Raw genomic sequence first — 23,522 nt, 5'->3', positions numbered from 1 at the left:
ATGCGTCACGACACACCCCTTCAAGGGGAGACCAACGTCGTCCAGGACGTGCCGGAACGCCTGCACCGCTCGCGCCTGTCGCCCATCACGCGGCGGCGTATCACGGCGTTTCGTGACAACCGGCGCGCCTGGTGGTCACTGCTGATCTTCGGCGTGCTGTTCATTCTGTCGCTCGGGGCGGAACTGATCGCCAATGACCGCCCACTGCTGGTCTCCTATCAGGACGAGCTCTACCTGCCGATGCTCAAGGAGTATCCGGAAACGACCTTCGGCGGCTTCCTGCCGACCGCCACGGATTATCGCGATCCCTATGTGATCGACGCCATCGCGGCGCAGGGCTTCATGCTCAACACCCTGATCCCGTATTCCTATGACACCCTGGATCTCAACCTGGGGTCTCCCGCGCCTTCGGCTCCCAATGCCCGTCATTGGCTGGGCACGGATGATCAGGGACGGGACGTGCTGGCGCGCGTGATCTACGGCTTCCGCCTGTCGGTCCTCTTCGCTCTGGTGCTGACCGCCGGTTCCATCGTGCTGGGCGTGCTGATCGGTGGCGTTCAGGGCTATTTCGGCGGCAAGGTCGATCTGATCGGGCAGCGCTTGATCGAGATCTGGTCTGGACTGCCGGTGCTGTTCCTGTTGATCATCCTGGCCAGCATCGTGGAACCCAATCTCTGGTGGCTGACCGGCATCATGCTGCTGTTCTCGTGGCTGGGGATCGTCGATATCGTGCGCGCCGAATTCCTGCGTGCGCGAAATCTGGAGTATGTGCGCGCGGCCCGCGCCATGGGCCTGCCCTCACGTCTCATCATGTGGCGTCATGTACTGCCCAATGCGATGGTCGCCACCCTGACCTTCATCCCCTTCCTGTTCACGGGCGCCATCACGACCCTGACCGCGCTGGACTTCCTGGGCTTCGGGTTGCCGGCAGGCTCCCCGTCGCTGGGCGAACTGGTCGCGCAGGGCAAGAACAATCTCCAGGCCCCCTGGCTTGGCATGACGGCATTTCTCAGTCTCGGCATCATGCTGACCCTGCTGGTCTTCATCGGTGAAGGGCTGCGCGATGCCTTCGACCCACGTCATATCAGTGCCCGGGAGCAGGACGCATGAGTCAGTCAATGCATGAAGCCACGACAGCGGCCAACGCTGAGCCGCGCTCCCGGGATCACTGCGTGCTGCGGCTGGACGATCTCTGCATCCGCTTTGGCAAGACACCTGTCGTCAGGCATCTGTCGCTGGACGTGAAGCGCGGCGAATGTCTGGCCATCGTCGGCGAATCCGGCTCGGGCAAGTCAGTAAGCCTGCTGGCAAGTCTCGGCCTGCTGCCGGGGCATGCCCATGTCACCGGCACGCGGGAGTTCACCACGCTCGAGGGAGAGAGGCTGGATCTGTCAGCCCTGACGAGCCGCCAATGGCAACGCGTGCGCGGCAACCGGACCGGCTTCGTGTTCCAGGAACCGATGACATCCCTCAACCCCCTGGCCCGAGTCGGCGACCAGATCAGCGAGAGCCTGCGGCTGCATCAGAGCCTGCGTGGCCATGCGGCACGCCAGCGAGTGATCGAGCTGCTCAAGCAGGTTCAGCTGCCTCGCCCGGAAGAACTCCTCGAGGCCTGGCCGCATCAGCTCTCTGGCGGTCAGCGCCAACGCGTGATGATCGCCATGGCGATGGCCAATCAGCCGCCTTTGATGATCGCCGACGAGCCCACCACGGCGCTGGACGTCACGGTGCAGCAGGACATCCTCGCTCTGCTCGACAGACTGCGGCGAGACCAGGGCATGGCCATGATCCTGATCAGCCATGACCTCAATCTGGTCCGCCGCCATGCAGACCGCGTCATCGTGATGCGGGAAGGCGAATGCATCGAGCAAGGGCCGGTGTCAGAGGTCTTCGATTCTCCCAGCCACCCGTATACCCGCGAACTGCTGGCCGCCGAGCCTGAAGGGGTGGCCGCGCCACTCGACCCTGAGGATGCGGGCACGCCCGTTCTGGAAGCACGTGATCTGGAGGTGCGCTTCTCGCGTCCTCGCAAGCTGTTCCAGAAACGTCCAGCGGATTTCATCGCGCTTCAGCCGCTGGATCTGACCCTCGCGCGCGGGGAGACCCTCGGGATCGTGGGCGAGTCGGGCTCCGGCAAGACCACCCTCGCCCTGGCGCTCTTGAAGCTGCAGGCCGCACGCGGTGAGATTCGTCTGGAGAATGCCCGTATCGATACGCTGGATCGCAACGCCCTGCGTCACAAGCGACGCCAGATGCAGATCGTCTTCCAGGACCCCTATGGCTCGCTCTCGCCGCGCATGCCCGTCACGGACATCATCAGTGAAGGCCTGCGCTTTCATCAGCCTGAGCTCTCAGAGGACGAGGTACGCCAGCGCGTGACGCAGGTCATGCGCGAGGTCGAGCTGCCTGCCGAGTGCGCCGACCGCTATCCACACGAGTTCTCCGGCGGGCAACGCCAACGCATCTCACTGGCCCGCGCCCTGATTCTCGAACCTCACCTGCTGGTGCTGGATGAACCCACCTCGGCGCTGGATCGCAGTGTCCAGAAGCAACTCATCGCCCTGCTGCGCGACCTGCAGGCGCGTCATGGCCTCAGCTACCTGTTCATCAGTCATGATCTGGCCGTGGTGAGGGCTCTGGCCCACCGCGTGATGGTGTTGCGCGAAGGCAAGCTGGTGGAGAGCGGAACGACTGCCGAGGTACTGGGCAATCCGAGGGAGGACTACACGCGGGCCCTGATCCAGGCGGCAGGACTGACGTGACAGTTCCGCTTGCCACTCAAGGGCGCGCCCGCCACCAAGGCAGCGGAGGCCTCGTCCCTCATGTGGCGAATCTCGAGAAGACAGGCATCCTGCATTGCACGGAACGCACTGCTGAGTTGCCTGACTGACTCTGGACGATTGCAAATAATAAAGGTTCTCAATATGATTCCGTCAGAGGTGGGCCACGCGACACCGCGCACGACATGACACCTGTCACCGTCGCGTCGAGCCTTCACGACATCGCGTCACGCGATCTGCATAATAAAAGACTGTTCAAGGGAACCTCATGTCCGCACATTTCCGCCCTATCGCTCGCAAGCCGCTGGCTGCCGCCATCGCGCTCTCCGTGACACTGATCGGCTCTGCCGCCCAGGCGCATGAAGGCCATGCACACGATGATCGCAAGGTGAGCGCTGAAGCCGTCGTTGACCAGTACGCCAACGTGGCCCATGCCACCTACAGCGATGCCCTGGCCAGCGCCAATGCCCTGCGCGCCGCCAACGCCGCGCTGATCGAAGCTCCGTCAGAGGCAACGCTTGCCGCGGCTCGCACTGCCTGGAAACAGGCGCGCGTGGCTTACCAGCAGAGTGAAGTCTTCCGTTTCGGCAATGCCATCGTCGATGACTGGGAAGGTCAGCTGAATGCCTGGCCGCTGGATGAAGGCCTGATCGACTACGTCGAAGGCGACGGCTATCAAGCGGAACTGGGCAATCCGGGCGCCAGCGCCAACATCATCGCCAACGACAGCGTGCAGATCGGTGCCGACAAGATCGACACTACCGAGATCACCCCGGAACTGCTGGCCTCCCTGAACGAGCTGGGTGGGTTCGAGGCCAACGTCGCCAGTGGCTACCACGCCATCGAATTCCTGCTCTGGGGCCAGGACATGCATGGCTTCGAGTCTGGGGCAGGCGAGCGTCCGGCATCGGACTACGCCAAGGGAGAGGACTGCACCGGCGGCAACTGTGACCGCCGTGGCGCCTACCTGCTGGCAGCCAATGATCTGCTGATCGATGACCTGGAATACATGGTTGGTCAGTGGGCACAGGGCGAAAAGGACAACTATCGTGCCGAGCTGACTGCACTGCCAGCCGGTGAAGGCCTCGAGAAGATGCTGTTCGGCATGGGCTCCCTGTCACTGGGCGAGCTGGCCGGTGAGCGCATGAAGGTCGCGCTGGAAGCCAACTCCTTCGAGGACGAGCACGACTGCTTCTCCGACAACACCCACTACTCGCATTTCTACAATGCCAAGGGCATCCAGAACGTCTATGAAGGCACCTACGTGACGCTGGATGGCCGTACCTTCGAGGGCCCGTCATTGCACGCACTCGTCGCCCAGAATGATCCAGAGCTGGCCGAGAAGATGCACGAGGCGCTGGACACCACAATGGGCCAGCTGCAAGTGATGGTCGATACGGCAGAAGCCGAAGATGGCATGAAGTTTGATCAGATGATCGCCCCGGGCAATACCGAGGGTGCCGAGATCATCAATGCCAGCATCGAAGACCTGGTCGACCAGACCCGTCTGATCGAGGAGATCGCCAACGACGTCGGCATCAGCGGACTGAAGGCCGATACCGCGGATCACGAATTCTGAGTGAACGCGACCGCTTCAAATCGCACCAAGATTGTGGATACGCGCTGAGCAAGGCCAGAACATGCCAGCCGTGACCGTCATGCCATGGGTGGATAGTTGATTCACCCTGCGCCTTACCGTCAGCCTCGCCCGAACCTATCTTGAGAGAGGTTCGGGCGTTGATGGTTTTCGTGCCGGTTTTTTTATGCGCGTCTGCCGATGGAGCACAATGTGCTATCCCTTCGCGCAGCCTGACCGCGTAAGCCAGGAAATCCCCGTATGCCAATACTGCACCACGACATCATGCCGCGACCTGCACTCACTCTGCCTCTGACCATGGCACTGGCGTATCTGTCCAGTCAGTCAGCATGGGCGTCCCATGGTTCAAGCTCCGAGAGCATATCGATGAACATGGCCGAGACGACAAGCTCGGCGATGACAGTCACTCGCTATCTGTCGTCACTACCACTGCAGGACACGTCAAGAAGTGGTGGGGATGGCAGTGTGCGCAAGCACGATACCAATGCCTACTCGCTACCCGCCAAGAACCTGAGCTTCGATCAACGTCTGTCCTTCAGCGTTGGCAACAGCTTCTTCAAGAGCCCCTGGGTGATCGCGCCCGCCAGCACCACGGCACGTGATGGGCTTGGCCCGTTGTTCAACACCAATGCCTGCCAGAACTGTCACGTCAAGGATGGTCGCGGCAGTCTGCCGGCCGCGGGCGACCCCTCGGTGGGCCTTTTCCTGCGCCTGGGCATGCCGGATAGCCACGAGGTCAGCTGGAGCGATGAGGAGCGTGAATTCCGCCGCATCGCTGGAGTGATGCCGCACCCCGTCTATGGTACTCAGCTGCAGAATGCCGCGGCGCCCAGCATCGAGCGCGAAGGCCGTATGCAGGTGAAGTATCAAGAGCAGAACGTCACGCTAGCCGATGGCAGCGTCATCTCCTTGCGCATGCCCCACTATGCCATCGTCGAGACAGGCTTTGGCGATCCAGGGCCGATTGCCATTTCACCGCGCCTGGCGCCGGGCATGGTCGGACTCGGGCTGCTGGAAGCCGTCAGTGATGAGACCTTGCTCGAGTGGGCCGACCCGCAGGATACGGATGGCGATGGCATCAGCGGCCGCGCCAATACCGTCTGGTCACTGACCGAGCAGCGAGAGGTCATGGGGCGTTTTGGCTGGAAGGCCGGCCAACCTGACGTTCGCCAGCAAAGCGCCAAGGCGTTCGCCGGCGACATGGGCCTGACCTCGAAACTGGTCAGCTCCACCGATTGCACGCCGGTCCAGAAATGCGAAGACCTGCCCAACGGAGGCACCATCGAGGTGGAAGACAACGTCATGGACAATGTGGCGTTCTATTCACGTAATCTTGCCGTGCCGACACGCCGTGATATTGATGACCCGACGGTACGCGAAGGCGAGCAGCTGTTCCGTGAGCTTGAATGCGCCAGCTGCCACCGACCACGCCTGACGACCGCGTCTGGCGGTGTGGCGGCGCAATTGGCTGACCAGACGATCTGGCCCTACAGCGACATGCTACTGCATGACATGGGTGATGGCCTGTCAGATGATCGCCGCGAATTCGAGGCGACCGGCAATGAGTGGCGCACACCGCCACTCTGGGGGATCGGTCTGGCGCAGACGGTCAACTCCGCGACGGGCTTCCTGCATGACGGACGCGCCCGCACCCTGCTTGAAGCCGTGCTCTGGCATGGCGGGGAGGCCAAGGCCAGCCGAGACAAGGTCGTGGCACTGCCCACTGACCAGCGGGAGGCGCTGCTGCGTTTCCTGGAATCGCTCTGACCTCTGCTCACCCCCTTCTGCCAGCCGACTCTGACAAGGAATTCCGCGACATGCCCCGTGACACCTTCACCACTGCTGCCACCCCGATAGCATCTGCCACACGCAAGCCCTCGCCCCTGGCGCTGATGACCTCCGCCATGGCCCTGCTGAGCGCCGCGCTGCTGTCGACGAGCACATTGGCGGCATCGGACTCTTCTAGCGCCGATACAGACATCACCAGCGCGGACGCCGTCAGCCAGTTTGCCGCTGACACTTTGAGCGCAGCACACCAGCGACTCGCCAATCGCCTGGAGCAACTCTCGCAGCACACCCGAGTGTTCTGCTCCGCCGAGGGTGATGTGACACTCGAGACGCTCAAGCAGGATTGGCGCAGCGCCATGCTGGGCCTGAACCGGGTCAACTGGGTCGAGATGGGGCCTATTCTGCAGAATTCTCGCCAATGGCAGCTGTATTTCTGGCCAGACAAGAAAGATCTGGTGTCAGGCAAGACACGCGCCCTGCTCGCTGGCGATGCCCCGATCACGGCCGATGGTCTGGCGGAGCAATCCATCGTCATGCAGGGGCTGGGCAGTGTGGAATATCAACTGTTCGATGCCCGTTATGCCGACTCTCCACTCAACGCCGACACGCGGCGTTGCGAGCTGATGACGGCCAATACCGCCTACGCCGCCAGTAGCGGCAAGACGCTACTTGAGGAGTGGCAGCAGTTCGCGCCGCAACTGGCGGATGGCACAGGTGCCTTCAGCGATCCACGTGATGCCGTGCTTTCTCTGGTACGTGCGATGACCGTACAGCTTGAGGCCATCAAGGACCGCAAGCTGCGCCGCCCGATCGGGCTCGACAACGGCGGCACGGCCAACCCCTACGCGGCAGAGTCCTGGCGTGGCGGCATGGGGCTTGCCAACATCGGGGCGACGCTTGCGATGATGGAGACGCTCTGGCTCGGCAATGACGAGGTCGCAGGCATTCAGGGCTACCTGAATCAGCAGGTCGACCCGCGCATGGTGGCCTCCACCACCGGAGACTTTGCCGATGCGCGTGACGCCTTCGCCGCCCTGCCGGCGGATCTTGCTGGCATCTTGCGCGACGACCCGCGCAATGGCGATCTGCAGCAGGCCATGATCCACCTCGAGACCCTGCAGGCCGGCTTCGCTGACACGCTCAACCCGGCACTCGGGCTGTCTCTGGGCTTCAACAGCACCGATGGCGATTGATTCGGGAGTGAAGCACGTGAGCAAGACAGGACACAGCATGCTGGATACCCAACCAGCGGAGGCACGTCAGCGCCGGCGACTCCTCAAGGCATTGGCCTGCACGCCTCTGATGGGGCTCTCCGGCGGCAGGGTCCTGGCGGGTGGCAACAATGCCGCCAGTGCTCGAGGCCATGTGCCAGCCGGGGTGGCCATCTCGGCCTGTGACGATGACACGGGGCAGCACTTTGCCAGCTGTACCAGTTACCAGGGACAGGAGCGCTGGCGTCAGCCCATTAAGGAACGCGCCCATGGCGCCACCCGCCATCCTCACAAGCCCTGGGCGCTGATCTTCGCCCGGCGCCCCGGCACCGAAATCAATGTCTTCGATCTCGAGACCGGTGAGCGGATCACGCGCATCGAAGCCGCGCCGGACCGCCACTTCTATGGGCATGGTGTGTTCAGCCCGGATGGCGGTCTGCTCTACACCACCGAGAACGCCATCACCTCCGGGGAAGGCCGTATCGGGATCTACGACATGCATCGCGACTTCGCGCGACTTGGCGAGTTCGCCAGTGGCGGGATCGGCCCGCATGAGGTCCGTCTGCATCCGGACGGTCGGCAGCTGATCATCGCCAATGGCGGAATTCTCACGCTCCCGGAGACCGGTCGCGTGAAGCTCAATCTGGAGTCGATGCAGTCCAATCTGACGCTGCTGGATCGCGTCTCGGGCGAAATTCACTGGCAAGGCGAACCATCGCATCATCAGCTGTCATTGCGTCATCTGGATGTCAGCCGCGATGGCACCATCGTCGCGGGGTATCAGTATCAGGGACCTGCCTCGGACCATCACCCCCTGGTGGTGATGAAGCGCCCCGCCAGCGAGACCTTGCAGGAATTGCCGCTACCGCCGGAATACGTCCCTCAGTTCAAGCAGTACATCGCGAGCATCGCCATCGCCCCCGAGGGCCACCTGGCGGTGGCCACTGCCCCCAGGGGCAACCTGATCACGCTGTGGAACCTCGAGACCGGCGAGCTTGAGACGACACTGGACTTCGCCGACTGTGCGGGGGCGCTGTCAGTACCGGCCACTCAGGAGACTCCCGCGGGGTTCGTGGTCAGCAATGGTCGCGGAGAATGGCTGCTGATCGATGAGGACGGGCTGCCGGCGCTGGGGCCGGTGCGCCTGGCCAATACCCACTGGGACAACCATCTGGCGTTGATGTAGACGGCGCATCACGGGATGACCAGTGCTCCAGGTCGCGGGCGAGAGTGTGGCACGCGGCAGGAAACGACAACGCCCCGCAGGCGGATGCCTGCGGGGCGTTGTCGTTCAAAAGGACATGATACAAAGGCGCAAGGAATCAGAAGCGATAGCTCAGACTGCCAATGATGCTGCGGGATTCCCCGTAGTAGCACCAGTAGCTGCAGCTGGCGACATATTCCTTGTCGGTGAGGTTGCTGACATTGACCTGAGCGCTCAGCTCGCGGGTGAAGTCATACCCGACCATCGCATCGAACAGCAGATAGTCGGACACGGTGGCATCGCCATCTACCGATTCGCCGACATAGCGCGCACCCGCCCCAAGACGCAGCCCCTCCAGGGCACCACGCTCGAAGGCGTAATCCAGCCAGCTGGAGGCCTGGTGGCGCGGTATCAGCGGGGCACGCACATCGTCTTCCAGGCGTGCATCGGTATAGGTATACGCCGAGGTCAGCTTGAGATGGTCCGTCAGATAACCGACCATTTCCAGCTCGAAGCCACGCGACTGACGCTCGCCCTCCTGCACCTGGATTCCGCCGGTGGTGACCAGCGTATTGTCTTCGGTGAGATCAAAGACAGCCGCCGTCACGTAGCCATCCCAGCCGGCGGGCTGGTACTTGGCGCCCAGTTCCCACTGGCGTCCTTCGCGAGGCTCATAGAGCGAACCGCGATCATCGGTCGCGCTGATCGGCTCGAAGGATTCGGTATAGCTCAGATAGGGGTTGAGGCCGAAGTCACTCAGGTACATCACCCCGCCCGACCAGCTGATCTCGTCATCATCGGAGCGCTCACGTGACCCCGTCGTCTGATTGACGTTCTCGGTCTCGGCCTGGTCGTAGCGCACCCCCGCCAGCAGTACCCACTTGTCGTCGATGCGCAGCTGATCCTGCACGTAGAGGCCGATCTGCTCCTTGTCGATATCACGCCGCGTGATCTGGTCATCGCTCAAGGCGGTGTAATTGCCGTATTGCGGGTCAAACAGATCGATCGGATCGCCGAAGGCATAGTCATCCGCTTCCTTGCCCGACAGGCTCAGATTCTGATAATCCACGCCCAGCAGCAAGGTGTTCTCGGTGCGCTCGCCATACCACTTGCCGATGGCCCGATTGTCGACGGTATAGCTGTCGATGGTGCCCTCGCGGTACAGCAGCCCCCGCTGTCCTTCGCGCGCCGAGGACTGATAGAGGATGTAGCTACTGATCAGGTCGAGATCCAGCTGGCTATAGCGGAAATCCTGCTCCAGCGCCCAGGTGTCGTTCAGCTGGTGGCTCAGCTCATAGCCCAGGGAGGTCTGGGTACGCTCATCCTTGTCATACCCCGGTTCGCTGTAGTTGGTCTGCGGGTCCACCTTGCCAAACGGCGTATCATCATGGGTGCCATAGGCCAGCTTGAAGGCATTGGTGGGGACGCCATCATCCTTCTGGAGGCTGGCGAGCAGCGTCAGCTGGGTTGCCTCAGAGATGTCCCAGGTCAGACTCGGCGCGAAGTAGTAGCGCTCGTTCACGGTATGATCCAGATCCCCATCACGTTCGCGGTACAGCCCAACCAGACGATAGCGCACATCCCCGTACTCGCTCAGATACCCACTGGTATCAAGCCCCGTCTGGCGCAGACCGCGATTCCCGACCTGAATCTGAACCTCGCTCTGCGGCTCATCGGTGGGGCGCTTGCTGATGGCGTTGATCAACCCGCCGGGAGGCGCCTCACCATAGAGGATGGAGGAAGGCCCCTTGAACAGATCGACCCGCTCCAGGCCCCAGGTCTCCGGCAACCACTGATAGAAGCCTTCACGGTAGATGCGCAGGCCATCCTGATAGGTGGATTGATCAAAGCCACGCACCTTGAACCAGTCGGTATTGTTGTCGGACCCATAATGGCCAGACAGGACGCCGGCACGGTAACGGAAGGTTTCATCGAGCTGCTGGACGTTGCGCGTGTCGAGCTCTTCGCGATTGACCGTCGAGACCGGACGCGGCGTCTCCACCAGTGGCGCATCGACTTTCAGTGCCGTGCCGACCACGACCATGGTGTCATCGGTCTCGGCGGCCAGCGCGCTGGCCGACTGTGACAGGAGTCCCGCCGCGATACAGAGCCGAATGGCATGCGACAGAGGGGCGAGTGCCGGCCGGACAGGTGTCTGCCGTGATGTTGGATGTCTGGACATGTCGTGTTCCCTTGCAACGATCGTTGTGTGGTCAATCTCCCCTTCCGTCTCGTGGCGTCTCTCACTGGCACGCTCATAGCGAATACGGAATGGAATCAGGATGATTCGTATTCATCTAATGTGAACCGTGGTGACACACCGTTCTGCATGCACCAGCATGCAATCCCGAAAATGGCGCGTCTGACCGACTGCAGCACCCCGAGGGCGATTCACGCTGCAGCCGGGCATCATCCCTGATACATCACATGAGACCGCCTCCGGGGCTCACGTCCTGTCACTGCCTGTCTGGTGATGTCGGAGGAAATGAGCGACCGCGGCATCCCGCGGCCGCCCCCGCCGCCAGCCCGAACGGGTTGTTTCAGGCCTCATCCAGACGCGCGACGGCATCCTGGCTGATGCGATCACGCTGGGCACCCGACAACTCCTGTAACGTGCCGGCGCGCATCTCGAACAACCTGTCCGCCTGCGCGAAATAATGATCATCGTGACTGATGGCGAAGACCGTCTTGCCCATCTCGCGCAGACGTGGCAACAGATCGCGATAGAAGATACGGCGGAACTGCGGGTCCTGATCTGCCGCCCATTCATCCAACAACACGATGTCGCGACGCTCTGCCACGGCCATCAACAGCGCCAGTCGCTTGCGCTGCCCTTGAGACAGCTCGGTGTTGATCACACGGTTCTCCTCGAGCACCAGCTTCTCGCGCATCTGCAGGTAGTCGATCCACTGCGCGATCAATGCCGGATCTGCCGGCTCACCGGTCGGCCCCAGCAGGCGATCGAACTGATGGAAATCAGTGAAGACCGCCGAGAACTGCTGACGCCAGGCTTCCCGCTCGTCTTCTCCTATCGGGTGCCCGTCCCGCAGAAGTGAGCCTGATGTCGGCCGATAGAGGCCGGTCAAGAGCTTGGCCAGGGTCGACTTGCCGCTGCCATTGCCACCGATCAGGAAGACCAGCTCTCCGCGCCTGAGGGTAAGATCCAGCGGGCCGACGCAGAAGGCCTGCGCGTCGTTGTGCGCAATGTCCTGTCCCAGGGTCTCGCGGCCAGCGTAGCGGAAACAGACACCCTGCAAACTCAAGGTCTGCCAGTCAGACCCGGCCGACGTGTCTGCGGCTGACGCATGTCCCTGCGGCGGTGCATCTTGGGGAGACGCGAAATCGGCGTTGGCCGGTGCCAATGCCAGCTTGCGCAGCTTGGCAAAGGCCACATCCGCCCCCAGCAGAGTCGGCAATGCCCCCACGGCCTGGATCAAGGGCGTGCGCAGAAACAGCAGCGTCAGGGAAAAGGTCGCGGCGACTTCACCACTGGCCCAGCCCAGGCCATTGGCCAGATAGAAGACGATGCCGATGGCGCCCAGCATCATGATGTTGGAGAAGTTGACGGCGCTCAGGTGGTAGGTATCCGCGCGCACGACGTGATGGCGATACTCACGGGCATTGACGCTATAGCGGGTGTCGAAATAGTCACGCGCACGGGGTCGATTGAGCGCCAGCTCCTTGCGCCCATCGATGACCGCCTCATAGTCGGCGTAAAGGCGACTCTCCGCTTCACGCACCTCGGCCAGGTGGCGATAGACTCGCGTGACCAGCCAGCTGCCCCCCATGATGGTCAAGGTCACCCAGATGGCGGTGACCAGCATCATGCCGGGGGATAGCCAGCCAAGATAGAACACGGCCCCCAGAGTCAGCACGATGCCCTGCACCAGTTCCGGCAGGCGCACGAACGCCAGGGTGATGTTGCGGATGTCACTCGACAGACTCGCCAGCAGGTTGGCGCTGCCGAGCTGCTCGAGCCGCTCGATATCAGTATCGAGGATCTGCTTGACCAGACGCCCGCGCAGTCCGTGCACGAAATGATGCCCCAGCGTCGTCAACGCCAGTTGTGCCCCCAGGGTGATCGCCAGCAACAGCAATATCAGCCCGAGAAACTCCGGAAGCACCCCGACATGGGCCGCAAGCCCCTCGTCCAGGGGGACGGTGGCAGAATGCGCGATGAGTCGCTGGTTGATATAGGCAATGACACCGATTCCCAGCCCTGCACTGACAAGGCTCAGAAAGATCACACCAAGAAAGGACCAGCGATGATGGGCAAGAACCACTTTCAGTAACGTCACACCTGCTCCCGGGCACTATGGCAATCAGACCGCCACCAGAAGGCGGCGACGCAGCTCATGTGACTGCGCCGACAGGAATCTTACGGTGCGCATACTTTAATGCAAGAAATAATGAGAAATATTATCACTACGAAATGAAAGCGGTAACTGCCGTCGTGCGATCCGGCTCTCTGCACCTGCCCCCGCGAGGGCCTCCCTTCGCTCATGGCGCTCGGCAGTCACGGGCCACTCATGTGGCCGTGAGTCTCACCATAGCGTCATCTGGCGATCCAGCAGACGATCGAAATCATCCTTCACGAACGGAAGAATGCCATCGGCAACGGGCTTGAGCTGACGACTCAGATAATGCTCCACATCGATGGGAGAGCGCAGGTATTCGACAGGCTCCGGCCCGGCAGTGGTCATCACGTAGCGAATCCAGCCGCCACGCTGGTAACGCAACGGCAGGCCGCGCCTGCGATTCTCGTCATCCGCCAGTCGCGCTGCCCGCACATGCGGGGGCACGTTGCGCTGATAGTCATCCAGACGTCGCCGCAGGCGCTTGCGATAGATCAGCGCATCCACGTCAGAGTGGCTGTCAGTCCCTTGAGCATGGCGCTGCAGAGACTCCTGCACGTAGCGCTTGAGATACTCCTGGTAGGGGCTTCCCTCGAAGATGCGCCGGTACAGGCCTTGCTGGAAACGCTTGGCCAGCGGCGTCCAGTCGGAGCGCACGGACTCGAGCCCCTTGAACACCAGCTCGCTCTCACCTCCCTCACCCGTCTGCCGGAGGCCTGCATAGCGCTTCTTGCTGCCCTCCTCTGCTCCCCGGATGGTGGGCATCAGAAAACGCTGATAATGGGTCTCGAACTGGAGCTCCAGAGCACTGTCGAGCCCCAGACTGTCCTTGAGATGTCGCTGCCACCAGGCGGTGACATGGGCGGCCAGTTCACGGCCGATCTCATCGGCCTCCTCCTCCGTGTGCGCCTCGCCAAGCCAGACGAAGGTGGAGTCAGTGTCACCGTAGATCACGGTGTAGCCGCGTGCTTCGATCAACGCCACCGTCTGCTGGATGATCTGATGGCCACGCCGTGTGATCGAGGAGGCCAGACGCGGGTCGAAGAATCGGCAACCGCGTGAGCCCAGCACGCCATAGAAGGCGTTCATGATGATCTTGAGCGCTTGCGTCAGCGGCACATCGCCTGCCGCCCGGGCGGCGTCCCGCGCCTGCCATATTTCCGCAACGATAGCGGGCAGACAATGCTTGTCACGCGAGAACCGCGCACCGAGAAACCCCGGGACGCTTTGGCCTAACGACACATCATTCGACTCACGCAACCCTTCGATGAGCCCCAGCGGGTCGATCAGGAAGGTCCGGATGATCGAGGGATACAGACTCTTGAAATCCAGCACCAGCACCGAGTCGTAGAGTCCGGGCTGGGAGTCCATCACGAAACCGCCGGGACTGTCCTCCCCCACCACATCTCCCAGATTGGGCGCGACCTTGCCGAGACGATGCAGGCGCGGCAGATAAAGGTGGGTGAAGGCCGCCACCGAGCCACCGCTGCGGTCGGCTTCAAGTCCGGTGACACTGGCCCGCGCCAGCAGAAATTCCATCAGCCGCGTCTTCGCGAAGATGCGCGTGACCAGCTCGCAATCCTTGAGGTTGTAGCGCGCCAGAGACGGTTTATCCTCGGCGAACATGCGCAGTATCTCGTCCAGCCGACCATAGGGGTCGTCGATGGCCTTGCCTTCCTGCAACAGCTCACGCGAGACATTCTCGAGGCTGAACGACTCGAAATGCCAGAAGGCTGACTTGAGCGCCTCGATGCCATCCACCACCCAGCGCCCGGCGATCCCGGCAAAGAAGTGCTCGGCCTGGCGAGGATGAGAGCGCCACTGCATCACGCTGGCGTCACGCCCCAGTCGCAGCGGCAGGCCTTCGGCCTCTGACAGCCGCACCAGCATGCGCAGATCGAACTGGATGACGTTCCAGCCGATGATGACATCAGGATCATGCCTTGCGACCCAGTCCAGCAGGCATTGCAGCAACTCACGCCGGCTGACGCGGTACTCCAGCGAGAAATCGCGGCTGGCGCTCTCCTCGCCATTGGGGGGGGCCAGCATGTACACCTGACGCTGACCGCAACCCTCGAGCGCGATGGAATACAGATTGCCCCGCGCATCGGTCTCGATATCCAGCGATGCCCATCGCAGTGGTGGCCGATAGCCCTCCAGCGGAGCCAGCCGTGCATTCCTCACGCTGCCATCAGGCTGGCGCTCGCCGCGTGCCGTGACGCCTGCCGTGATGAAACGCTCCATCAGGTAGCGGTCCGTCGGACGAATATCTGCTTCGTAGACATCCACACCAATCGCCTTCAAACGACGCGCCAGCTGACCCAGGGTGCGATATTCACGGCAGTAGAGCCCCACTACCGGGCGATGGTGGAAGTCTTCCAATGCCAGCGGACGCAGCTCGGCGCCGGCCTCAAAATTCACCAGTGTCTGAGCCAGCACCTGCTGTTCGGCGGGCAGGAAAGCGACGACTTCCTGCGGCGCACATTCGACACGCACGGCGCCTTCGTCGCTGCGGATCCAGAAGCTGATCACCACCCCCTCGGTCGTGTCCCGCCAATGACGTGTCAGCACGAAGCCATGAAGTTCAACAGGAGCGTGGCGGGAATCTTGGGATGCGGCCTCTGGCACTGCATTACCTTTACGTTGAATATACGAATGCCGGGCAGGATGAGAGCAAGACGCGTCTGCATCCTCATACGATAATATGAATTCTGTATCGTACAACATCCGGCGTGAAGCCTGAGCTTGACGACGGAAATACCGAGCCTTCCCGGCGACAGGATGGATGTCTGCGGCAAGGAATGCCTCTCCCGAGATAGCGGCACCCATAAGGAGCCTGCGTCATGCAACGCTTTGAGATGATTCAAACCCTGCTGGGCCAGATGCTGGGCCAGATGCTGGGCCAGATCGACGACATCATCTTGCTTGCAGATGATCAGCGCCACATCACCTACCTGAATGACAGTGCGGTGAAGGCATTCGGCTACCCGCGTGAAGCGTTAATCGGCAAGCAGACACGTGTGCTGTATACCTCCAGTGATGAGTTCGAGCGCCAAGGGAAGAGACGCTTTCGTGTCGATGCCCAGCCCGCCCAGGAAGGCCGGGTCATCCGCAACCGACGCCAGGATGGCACCTAATTCTACGGAGAGACGCTCGGCGGCCCCATCAAGGCCCCCACCAGCGACAACATCTTCATGTTCGGGCTGATCCGCGATGTCTCACGGCGCGTGACGGCGGAACACACCCTGCACAGCCTGCATGCCATCACCTCATCACGTGAACTCAACTTCAATGCGCGCATCGATGAGCTGCTGAAACTGGGTTGCGCCCATTTCGGCCTGCCAATCGGTATCTTCAGCCGCATCCAGGGCGGCGAATACGTCGTCCAGCGCGCCTGCCACCCGGAAGACCTGCTGGAACCGGGGCTGAGCTTCTCGCTCAGCGATACCTATTGCGATCACGTCTACAAGGCCGACAGCGTCAAGGCGTTTCACCATGTCGCCAGCAGCGAGATACGCAATCATCCCTGCTACGCCAATTTCAATCTTAAAGCCTATATCGGGGCGCCAGTGATCGTGGATGGCGAACGTTATGGCACCTTCAATTTCTCGAGCCCGGACCCGGTCGCCCCCTTTACCCCACAGGATATCGAGCTGGTGCGCCTGATTGCGCTCTGGGCAGGACATGAGGTCGCACGCGCCAATGACTTCACAGCCTTGCAAGAAGCGCATCAGGCACTCGAGAAGATCGCGATCACTGATCCATTGACCGGCCTCTACAACCGGCGTCATGTCCAGCAGATACTGGATGAGCGCATCGCAGCTCTGGCCACCGCCGAGGTTGATCACCCCCTATGCGTGGCACTGCTGGATTTCGACCATTTCAAGAAGATCAATGACAATCATGGCCATGACGCCGGTGATCTTGCATTGCAGCAATTGAGCGTTCTCGCCGATGAGATCCTGCTGCCCGGCGACACCATTGCCAGATGGGGTGGCGAGGAATTCCTGGCGATTCTGCCTGACTCGCTGCTCTGCGACTCAGCCACCCGCATCAACCTCCTTCGACAACGTATGAAGGACAGTGTCGTGGAGTACGAGGGCCAACGTCTGCCCCTGTCGTTGAGCATCGGGATGACCTGCCTGGAACCCGATGACAGCGCCACGCGTGAGCAGTTGGTCGCCCGCGCCGATGAAGCCATGTACGCGGCCAAGAAGGCGGGGAGAAACTGCCTCAAGATGCTGTAACTTACCGAATGGACCTTGCATCGTCCGTCCTGTCTGCCCTGATCAGGATCGCCAAGCAGGACGGACATTCCTGCCGAGGCCCTCGCCTCACGCCATCGCCTCCTCGCGTTCAGTTAGCGAACACGCTAAGGTCAGGCCCAACCCCTTCCGTCGATCCATCCGACACCGTCGTTGCCTATCCTCATGTCTTCACACGATTCCAGCGCTGTCCCACCCAGTGTGTCCTACGCCTTCGGCCTACCGGAAGACGGCGGGTTGTCTGACCAACCCACCAGCATTGCGCCATTGACCGCCACTCTTGCCTCGCCTGCCCCCACTGACCGTCACCAACTCGGTATCTTCCTGCTGCCGGGCTTCGCGATGGTCGCGCTCTTCTCGATGATCGAGCCGCTGCGCATCGCCAATCGACTGCGCGGAACACGCCTGTATCAGTGGACACTCGCAAGCCAGGATGGCGCGTCGGTCAAGGCCTCCAACGGCATGGTGCTGCCGGTGGATACCGCACGTGATGAGCTCGCCGCAGTGGACAAGCTGGTGGTGTGCACCAGCTTTGCCCCGGAAGCCTATCTGGAAGACCGCACCTTGCACTGGCTACAGGAGCGCTCTCATAGCGGTTGCCAGCTCGGCGGCGTGGATACCGGCTGCTTCGTACTGGCGCGCGCCGGCCTGCTCACCGGCAAGACAGTTACATTGCACTGGGAGAGCCTGCCGGAATTCACCCAACGCTTCGATGAGGTGGATGCCGTGGAGTCTCTCTATGAAATCAGTGATGACGGTTTCTTCTGCGCCGGAGGCAGCGCCCCGCTGGACATGAGCCTGGAGCTGATCCGCCGCCAGCATGGCCAGACGCTCTATCAGGCGGTACGCGAACAGTTGATTCTCGATCAGGGACGACTGCCCGCCAGCCGGCAGCGCGGCCTCAGTCAACAATCGGCAGACCTGGCAGATCCGCTGCTCAGACGTGCCATCACGCGCATGGAAAACACCCTGGAAGCGCCACTCAGCATCGAGGCACTGGCCGAGGAGCTCGGGCTCTCATGGCGTCAGCTGGAGCGACGCTTCCAGCAAGGGCTGGGATGCACGCCTCAGGCCTATCAGGGAGAACGTCGCCTGCTGCATGCGCGCACTCTGCTTCATGACACCCGCCACGGCATCACCGATATCGCCCTGGCCTGCGGATTCACATCGCACTCGAGCTTCACCCGCGCCTTTCGTCGCCGCTTCGGGATCACCCCGACACAGGCACGACGCCAGCCACCGCGTCCCGTCTCATGAGCTGACACGCCACGCGCGCACCAGATGTCGAATTGGGCACAGATGGCGTCGAATTGGGCACAGAAGACACCTGCATGGACTGCCATTCTGTCGGGGAACTGATCACCGACAGAAGGAAGGACTCTCCATGGCGCTCCCGATGACACCCGACTACGACAGCTGGCCGATTGACGAGACTCTCGTGAAGGTCACCCACGAAGCGCGCTATCTCAGCGTGAGCTGGAGCGACGGGCGCGTCAGTCGTTTCCACAGTGTCTGGTTGCGCGAGAACGCCGCGGATGACACCACCATCAATCCAGCGACGCGCGAACGCATACTGGATCTCTCCCAGCTGCCAGCATGGCCGGAGATCGCCAAGGCCAGCATCGATGAGGATGGTGCGCTCAGCGTGCTGTTCACGCCGGAAGACCGCCGCCTGAGCTTCCACCCGGGCTTCCTGCGTGCCAATGATTACGACAACCAGAGTGTCTTGCCGCCAGAACTGCCGCCGCTTGCTCTCTGGCATGGTGAACAGCTGGAACAGCCCCCGACCATCGACGCCGCCCGCCTGGCCAGTGCCGAGCATGGCAGCCAGCAGGAGTCCGAGATCCTCAATCCGGCCCTGCACGAGCTGCTCGGCAAGGGACTGGTGCGTCTGCGTAATCTGCCGGCGGAGTCCGGCGCCCTGGAGAAGGTCGCCGAGCGCATCGGCTCGATCCGCACCACCAACTTCGGTCACCTCTTCAATGTCCGCGCGATCCAGAACCCTGACTCCAACGCCTACACCTCCATCGCGCTGCCACCGCATGTAGACTTGCCGACCCGGGAATACCAGCCGGGCCTGCAGTGTCTGCATTGCATCGAGAACAGCGTGGAAGGCGGCATGGCGGTGATGATGGATGGCTTCGCCATCGCCACGGCACTGAAGGAAGAACATCCAGAGGCCTATGAGACCCTCACCACGGTGCACTGGCGTTACGCCAATACCTCGCGCAATACCGATCACGTCTGGCATTCACCAATGATCGTGCTGGGCCAGGCGGGAGAGCTGCTGGAAGTGCGGATCGCCGACTTCTTGCGTGGCCCGATGATGGCACCGTTCGAGCAGACCGAAATCGCCTACGATGCCCTGATGACACTGCAGCGCATGCTGCGTGAGCCGCGCTTCGCCCTGCGCTTCACCTACGCGCCAGGTGACCTTGTCATCTTCGACAATCGCCGTCTGCTGCACGCCCGCGATGCCTTCGAAGGCGACAGCGGCAGCCGCTGGCTGCAGGGCTGCTACCTGGAGCGTGACGAGGTGCGCTCTCGCTACCGCATGCTCAAGCGTGCCGAGCGCGCGGAGCGGGTCGAGGCAACGCCTACGGTCTGATACTCGAACATCAAGTTGGCGTAAAGAAATGGCAGCCCCGAAAGTTTCCATACAAGCCTGGGGCTGCCCAGTATCGCACGCGATTTCAATGTTGATGCTCCTGATCATGCGCGGCGTGAGAATGACCATCTGCATCACCGTTGCTTTTCAGATCATGACTTTCCTGAGCAGGGCTTTCCTGCAAAGCATCATGATGCCCATCATCATGGGGTAACTCTCCAACCCCATCAGCATGGTGCGATGACTGCGATAGCGTAGTCTCACCTCCGCCATGTTGATGACCATCACTTGCTGCCACAAGGGCCGTATAACGCGCAGCACTCATGTCAGGAAGTTCTTCCATGAAAGCGACCATCTGCCAGATGTACTCATCCTGCATGCTCTGACCCCATGCCGGCATTCCGCTGGCTTTTATCCCATGCTTGATGACCCAGAAACGCTCATGAGGCTCACCGCTCATGGTAGATGCTGCGAAATTCGGGGGACTGGGATAAAGCCCCCTACTGAGTTCTGTCTCTGACATACCAGGTGCCAGATGGCAGGAGGCGCACATCGAGGCATAATTGCCTGCACCGGCGACAATCATGGCTTCATCATCAAGCAGGGGAGCCTGGATAGCACTGGAATGGAACTCGATGGAGCGATCACGCGCCGTTTCAAATACTTCGTACACCCAACCCCAGTGCGGGTCATCCGCGGCCACACTGATGACCCCGGAATAAATCGCCCCCGCACCAAGAGTTGCCAGCATCATCAACGTCAGCCACATTCCCCATAGCATTTTTTTCATGTCATATCCCTTGGTCAAGCAAGCATATTCAATGAACAGATCGTCTGACACCATGCAGACAATGGGGCCTTGCCTCGTCATGCTTCCTGAAATTTAGGAAAGGCGCAGTATCCAATCATGAGCAGGTCTTCACGAATGCCACGAATGCTGGTCACCGTCGCGGAGGCGTAACCTGATGACTGAACACCGCCGCCAGCGTGCTTCAGAACATCATGCGGATCCCAATCACGATACCCGTATCTTCTACCGTCTCGCTTTCCTCACGCCGCATATCAGCAGTTTCGCCATACTCCCGCTGCCAATACATACCTACATAAGGAGCTACTCTACGAGTCACCTCATAGCGAGCACGCAAGCCGATTCGCACAGAATTGAGACCCGATCCGATAGCCTGTTGTCTGGATTCATTGGCAGCAAGGACGATTTCACTACGTGGCTGTAGATACCAGCGCTGCGTCAGGCGTATATCATGTTCAAGTTCCAGACTGGCAGTGACGATGCCTCCCTCTCGATATTGGACTGCTGCATCCGTCTCGATTCTGTAGGGTGCAGTCCCTTGAAGCCCGAAGACCCCATACACGCTTTCATCATGATCATCACTGAGTACGCCGCCCTGATAGCCACCTCCAATCTGAAACTCCCAGAAATCGGCAATCAGGCGACTATAAAGAAGCTCAAGTGACTCAAACTCGGCGTCTTCGCCATCGCCCTGGGTATTTTCCCCTTCTGACTTGAGATAGACACGATGGGTATCTCCGCCATACCAGGCCTGAAAATCCCATACCAGTGAGTCCTCGCCCTTATTCGGAAGGCTATATTCCAGGCGATCGAATGCGGCACTCCACTGGAGATGTTCTGCCATGGGTGATGGCCATGACTGCGGGGCATCGTAGCCATCCTGAGCGAACGCTTGAGAGACACCAGCACTGGAGAACAGAAACGCCGTCACGCTGGCAAGACGAAATGAATGATGACTGATTGACATGATGACTCCTCAAGAAACCTTTACGACACGGAACATACCTGCGTCCATGTGATACAGAAGATGGCAATGGAAAGCCCAGCTACCTTCTGCATCTGCAGTGATCAACGCTGACACTCGCTCACCCGGTTTGACATTCAAGGTATGTTTGCGAGGAATCAGATCTCCTTGACCATTCTCCAACTCCATCCACATGCCGTGCAGGTGTATGGGATGTTCCATCATGGTGTCATTGATCAGGATGAGCCGAAGTCGCTCATCTTTCTTGAAGTGAATCGGGCCATTAACTTCACTGAACTTCTTGCCATCGAAGGACCACATATAGCGCTCCATGTTGCCGGTCAGATGCAGCTCCATCTCGCGCGTGGGGCCACGCCTGTCCGGCCAGGGCGCATGGGCCTTGAGGTCCTGATAGACCAATACACGACGCAGCGATTGATCCAGACCGATGCCAGCCTGGTCGTAACGAGCCCCCTGCTGAACAGCACCCGCCATCAGCATGCCATCCTTGGCTACATCGGCTTGCAGGCCCGTCATCTTCGAATGATCCATGCCTGCCATCTTCGAATGATCCATGCCTGCCATCTTCGAATGATCCATACCAGCCATCTTCGAATGATCCATACCAGCCATCTGCGAATGATCCATGCCTGCCATCTTCAAATGATCCATACCGGCCATCTTCGAATGTTCCATACCTGCCATCTGCGAATGGTCCATGCCGGCCATCTGCGAATGATCCATACCCGCATGAGCGCCCATGGCCTCCATCCCGCGATCAGCGATCTGTCGTCGTTCAGGTACGGGCGCCTCCATCCCGGGGCGAGGTGCCAGCGTGGCTCGCGCATAGCCACTGCGGTCCATGGCTTCGGCAAAGATGGTGTACGCCTTGTCGTCTTCCGGTGTCACCAGCACGTCGTAGGCTTCCGCCACGGCAATACGGAACTCATCCACCTCTACCGGTTGCACTGGCTGACCATCTGCAGCGACCACGGTCATCTTCAAACCTGGAATACGTAAATCGAAGTAACTCATTGCCGAGCCATTGACGATGCGCAGGCGCACGGTTTCTCCATGCTTGAAGAGCGCGGTCCAATTTTCCTCAGGCGATTGACCATTGAGTAGATACGTATAGGTACTGCCGGTGACATCCGCGATATCCCGCGAACTCATGCGCATCTCAGCCCACATGCTGCGTGCCTCGATCGTCTCTACCAGCCCTCTACGCCGAGCATCCGCAAAGAAATCAGCGACAGTCCGCTCCTGGAAGTTGTAATACCCCTCCATGGTCTTGAGATTGCGAAAGACTGTCTTGGGATCTTCAAACGTCCAGTCAGTGAGCAGCAGGACATGCTCACGATCATATGTGAAGGCTTCGGGAGTCGCTGAATCGATGATCAGGGGCCCAGCATGGCCTTCCTGCTCCTGAAGGCCTGAATGGCTGTGATACCAGTAGGTACCGCTCTGCGTGACAGGAAACCGATAGGTAAAGGTCTCGCCTGGTGCGATTCCCGCGAAGCTGATACCCGGCACGCCGTCCATTTCCGGGGGAAGTATGATGCCATGCCAATGGATGGAGGTCGGCTCATCCATCAGGTTCGTCACCTTGATGACAGCATCCTGCCCCTCTTTCAAACGCACCATGGGGCCGGGGCTGCTGCCATTGATCGTGATGGGACGCGCGAACTGCCCGTCGATGTCGAAATCTTCACGACGAATGACAAGCGAGACTTCGGGGCCATGCACAACCCCTTGAGAATACGTTGATGTTCGCCCCCAGGGATTGGCCCAGGCAGGTGCCATTCCCAGCGCCATTGTACCTAGCCCCAGGGCAGAACCTCCCTTCAGCAATTGACGACGAGATACAGAGAAATCAGACGTTCCTGATGCCATGGCCATTGTTGCCCCCGGGTCATGAATGATAAGTCATGACATGGATGAA

General features: G+C 60.8%; 16 protein-coding genes. 10 read left to right on the top strand and 6 right to left on the bottom strand.

Features of this window, described 5'->3' with window-relative positions; translation table 11 throughout:
• The 6 genes from BOH68_RS07430 (at position 1) to BOH68_RS07405 (ending at position 8,562) form a co-directional block, all read left to right on the top strand.
• Positions 1–1,110, top strand: coding sequence for an ABC transporter permease (locus tag BOH68_RS07430; RefSeq protein ID WP_077376794.1), 1,110 nt, complete (start codon positions 1–3; stop codon positions 1,108–1,110).
• An 8-nt stretch (positions 1,111–1,118) separates the two neighbouring features.
• Positions 1,119–2,762 carry an ABC transporter ATP-binding protein gene (locus BOH68_RS07425; RefSeq protein ID WP_077376798.1) on the top strand — a complete coding sequence of 548 codons (1,644 nt, stop codon included), beginning with the start codon at positions 1,119–1,121 and terminating at the stop codon, positions 2,760–2,762.
• Between the two features lie 286 nt (positions 2,763–3,048).
• Complete coding sequence (locus tag BOH68_RS07420) at positions 3,049–4,359, top strand: imelysin family protein (RefSeq protein WP_077376801.1); 1,311 nt, start codon at positions 3,049–3,051, stop codon at positions 4,357–4,359.
• A gap of 384 nt (positions 4,360–4,743) precedes the next feature.
• A complete protein-coding gene (locus tag BOH68_RS07415) occupies positions 4,744–6,144 on the top strand; it encodes a di-heme oxidoreductase family protein (RefSeq protein ID WP_219815817.1) in 1,401 nt (466 codons plus the stop codon).
• Positions 6,145–6,194: 50 nt separating this feature from the next.
• Entirely contained in the window at positions 6,195–7,358 is a 1,164-nt protein-coding gene (locus tag BOH68_RS07410) for an imelysin family protein (protein WP_077376804.1), read from the top strand.
• Between the two features lie 16 nt (positions 7,359–7,374).
• The gene (locus BOH68_RS07405; RefSeq protein WP_170877432.1) at positions 7,375–8,562 is read left to right on the top strand and encodes a DUF1513 domain-containing protein; all 1,188 of its coding nucleotides are present in this window, start codon (positions 7,375–7,377) and stop codon (positions 8,560–8,562) included.
• A 136-nt stretch (positions 8,563–8,698) separates the two neighbouring features.
• Here BOH68_RS07405 and BOH68_RS07400 read toward each other — a convergent pair whose 3' ends face one another.
• From BOH68_RS07400 to BOH68_RS07390, 3 genes are all read right to left on the bottom strand, one after another.
• The gene (locus BOH68_RS07400) at positions 8,699–10,762 is read right to left on the bottom strand and encodes a TonB-dependent siderophore receptor (protein WP_077376811.1); all 2,064 of its coding nucleotides are present in this window, start codon (positions 10,760–10,762) and stop codon (positions 8,699–8,701) included.
• A 358-nt stretch (positions 10,763–11,120) separates the two neighbouring features.
• On the bottom strand, positions 11,121–12,878 hold the full coding sequence (locus tag BOH68_RS07395; protein WP_077376814.1) for a multidrug ABC transporter permease/ATP-binding protein: 1,758 nt from the start codon (positions 12,876–12,878) through the stop codon (positions 11,121–11,123).
• Positions 12,879–13,124: 246 nt separating this feature from the next.
• Entirely contained in the window at positions 13,125–15,563 is a 2,439-nt protein-coding gene (locus BOH68_RS07390) for a DNA polymerase II (RefSeq protein ID WP_258038275.1), read from the bottom strand.
• 215 nt (positions 15,564–15,778) lie between these two features.
• Here BOH68_RS07390 and BOH68_RS07385 point away from each other — a divergent pair, with 215 nt between their 5' ends.
• From BOH68_RS07385 to BOH68_RS07370, 4 genes are all read left to right on the top strand, one after another.
• Positions 15,779–16,072, top strand: coding sequence for a PAS domain-containing protein (locus BOH68_RS07385; protein WP_077376820.1), 294 nt, complete (start codon positions 15,779–15,781; stop codon positions 16,070–16,072).
• Positions 16,073–16,129: 57 nt separating this feature from the next.
• Positions 16,130–17,182 (top strand): sensor domain-containing diguanylate cyclase, encoded by a 1,053-nt coding sequence (locus BOH68_RS07380; RefSeq protein WP_077376823.1) that lies wholly within the window; start codon positions 16,130–16,132, stop codon positions 17,180–17,182.
• Positions 17,183–17,437: 255 nt separating this feature from the next.
• Positions 17,438–18,457 carry a GlxA family transcriptional regulator gene (locus tag BOH68_RS07375; RefSeq protein WP_258038276.1) on the top strand — a complete coding sequence of 340 codons (1,020 nt, stop codon included), beginning with the start codon at positions 17,438–17,440 and terminating at the stop codon, positions 18,455–18,457.
• A gap of 127 nt (positions 18,458–18,584) precedes the next feature.
• A complete protein-coding gene (locus tag BOH68_RS07370) occupies positions 18,585–19,808 on the top strand; it encodes a TauD/TfdA family dioxygenase (RefSeq protein WP_077376826.1) in 1,224 nt (407 codons plus the stop codon).
• Positions 19,809–19,893: 85 nt separating this feature from the next.
• Here the strand turns inward: BOH68_RS07370 and BOH68_RS07365 are convergent, their stop codons facing one another.
• The 3 genes from BOH68_RS07365 to BOH68_RS07355 form a co-directional block, all read right to left on the bottom strand.
• A complete protein-coding gene (locus BOH68_RS07365; RefSeq protein WP_077377422.1) occupies positions 19,894–20,598 on the bottom strand; it encodes a c-type cytochrome in 705 nt (234 codons plus the stop codon).
• Positions 20,599–20,800: 202 nt separating this feature from the next.
• Positions 20,801–21,583, bottom strand: coding sequence for a copper resistance protein B (locus tag BOH68_RS07360; protein WP_077376829.1), 783 nt, complete (start codon positions 21,581–21,583; stop codon positions 20,801–20,803).
• Between the two features lie 9 nt (positions 21,584–21,592).
• Positions 21,593–23,473 carry a copper resistance system multicopper oxidase gene (locus tag BOH68_RS07355; RefSeq protein WP_103751445.1) on the bottom strand — a complete coding sequence of 627 codons (1,881 nt, stop codon included), beginning with the start codon at positions 23,471–23,473 and terminating at the stop codon, positions 21,593–21,595.
• Positions 23,474–23,522: the final 49 nt, after the last annotated feature.

The sequence above is a fragment of the Cobetia sp. MM1IDA2H-1 genome (genome assembly GCF_002916775.2).
Lineage (GTDB): Bacteria > Pseudomonadota > Gammaproteobacteria > Pseudomonadales > Halomonadaceae > Cobetia > Cobetia marina.
Note: the sequence above shows the minus strand (reverse complement) of the source record. Positions and strands in the feature narration are given on the sequence as shown.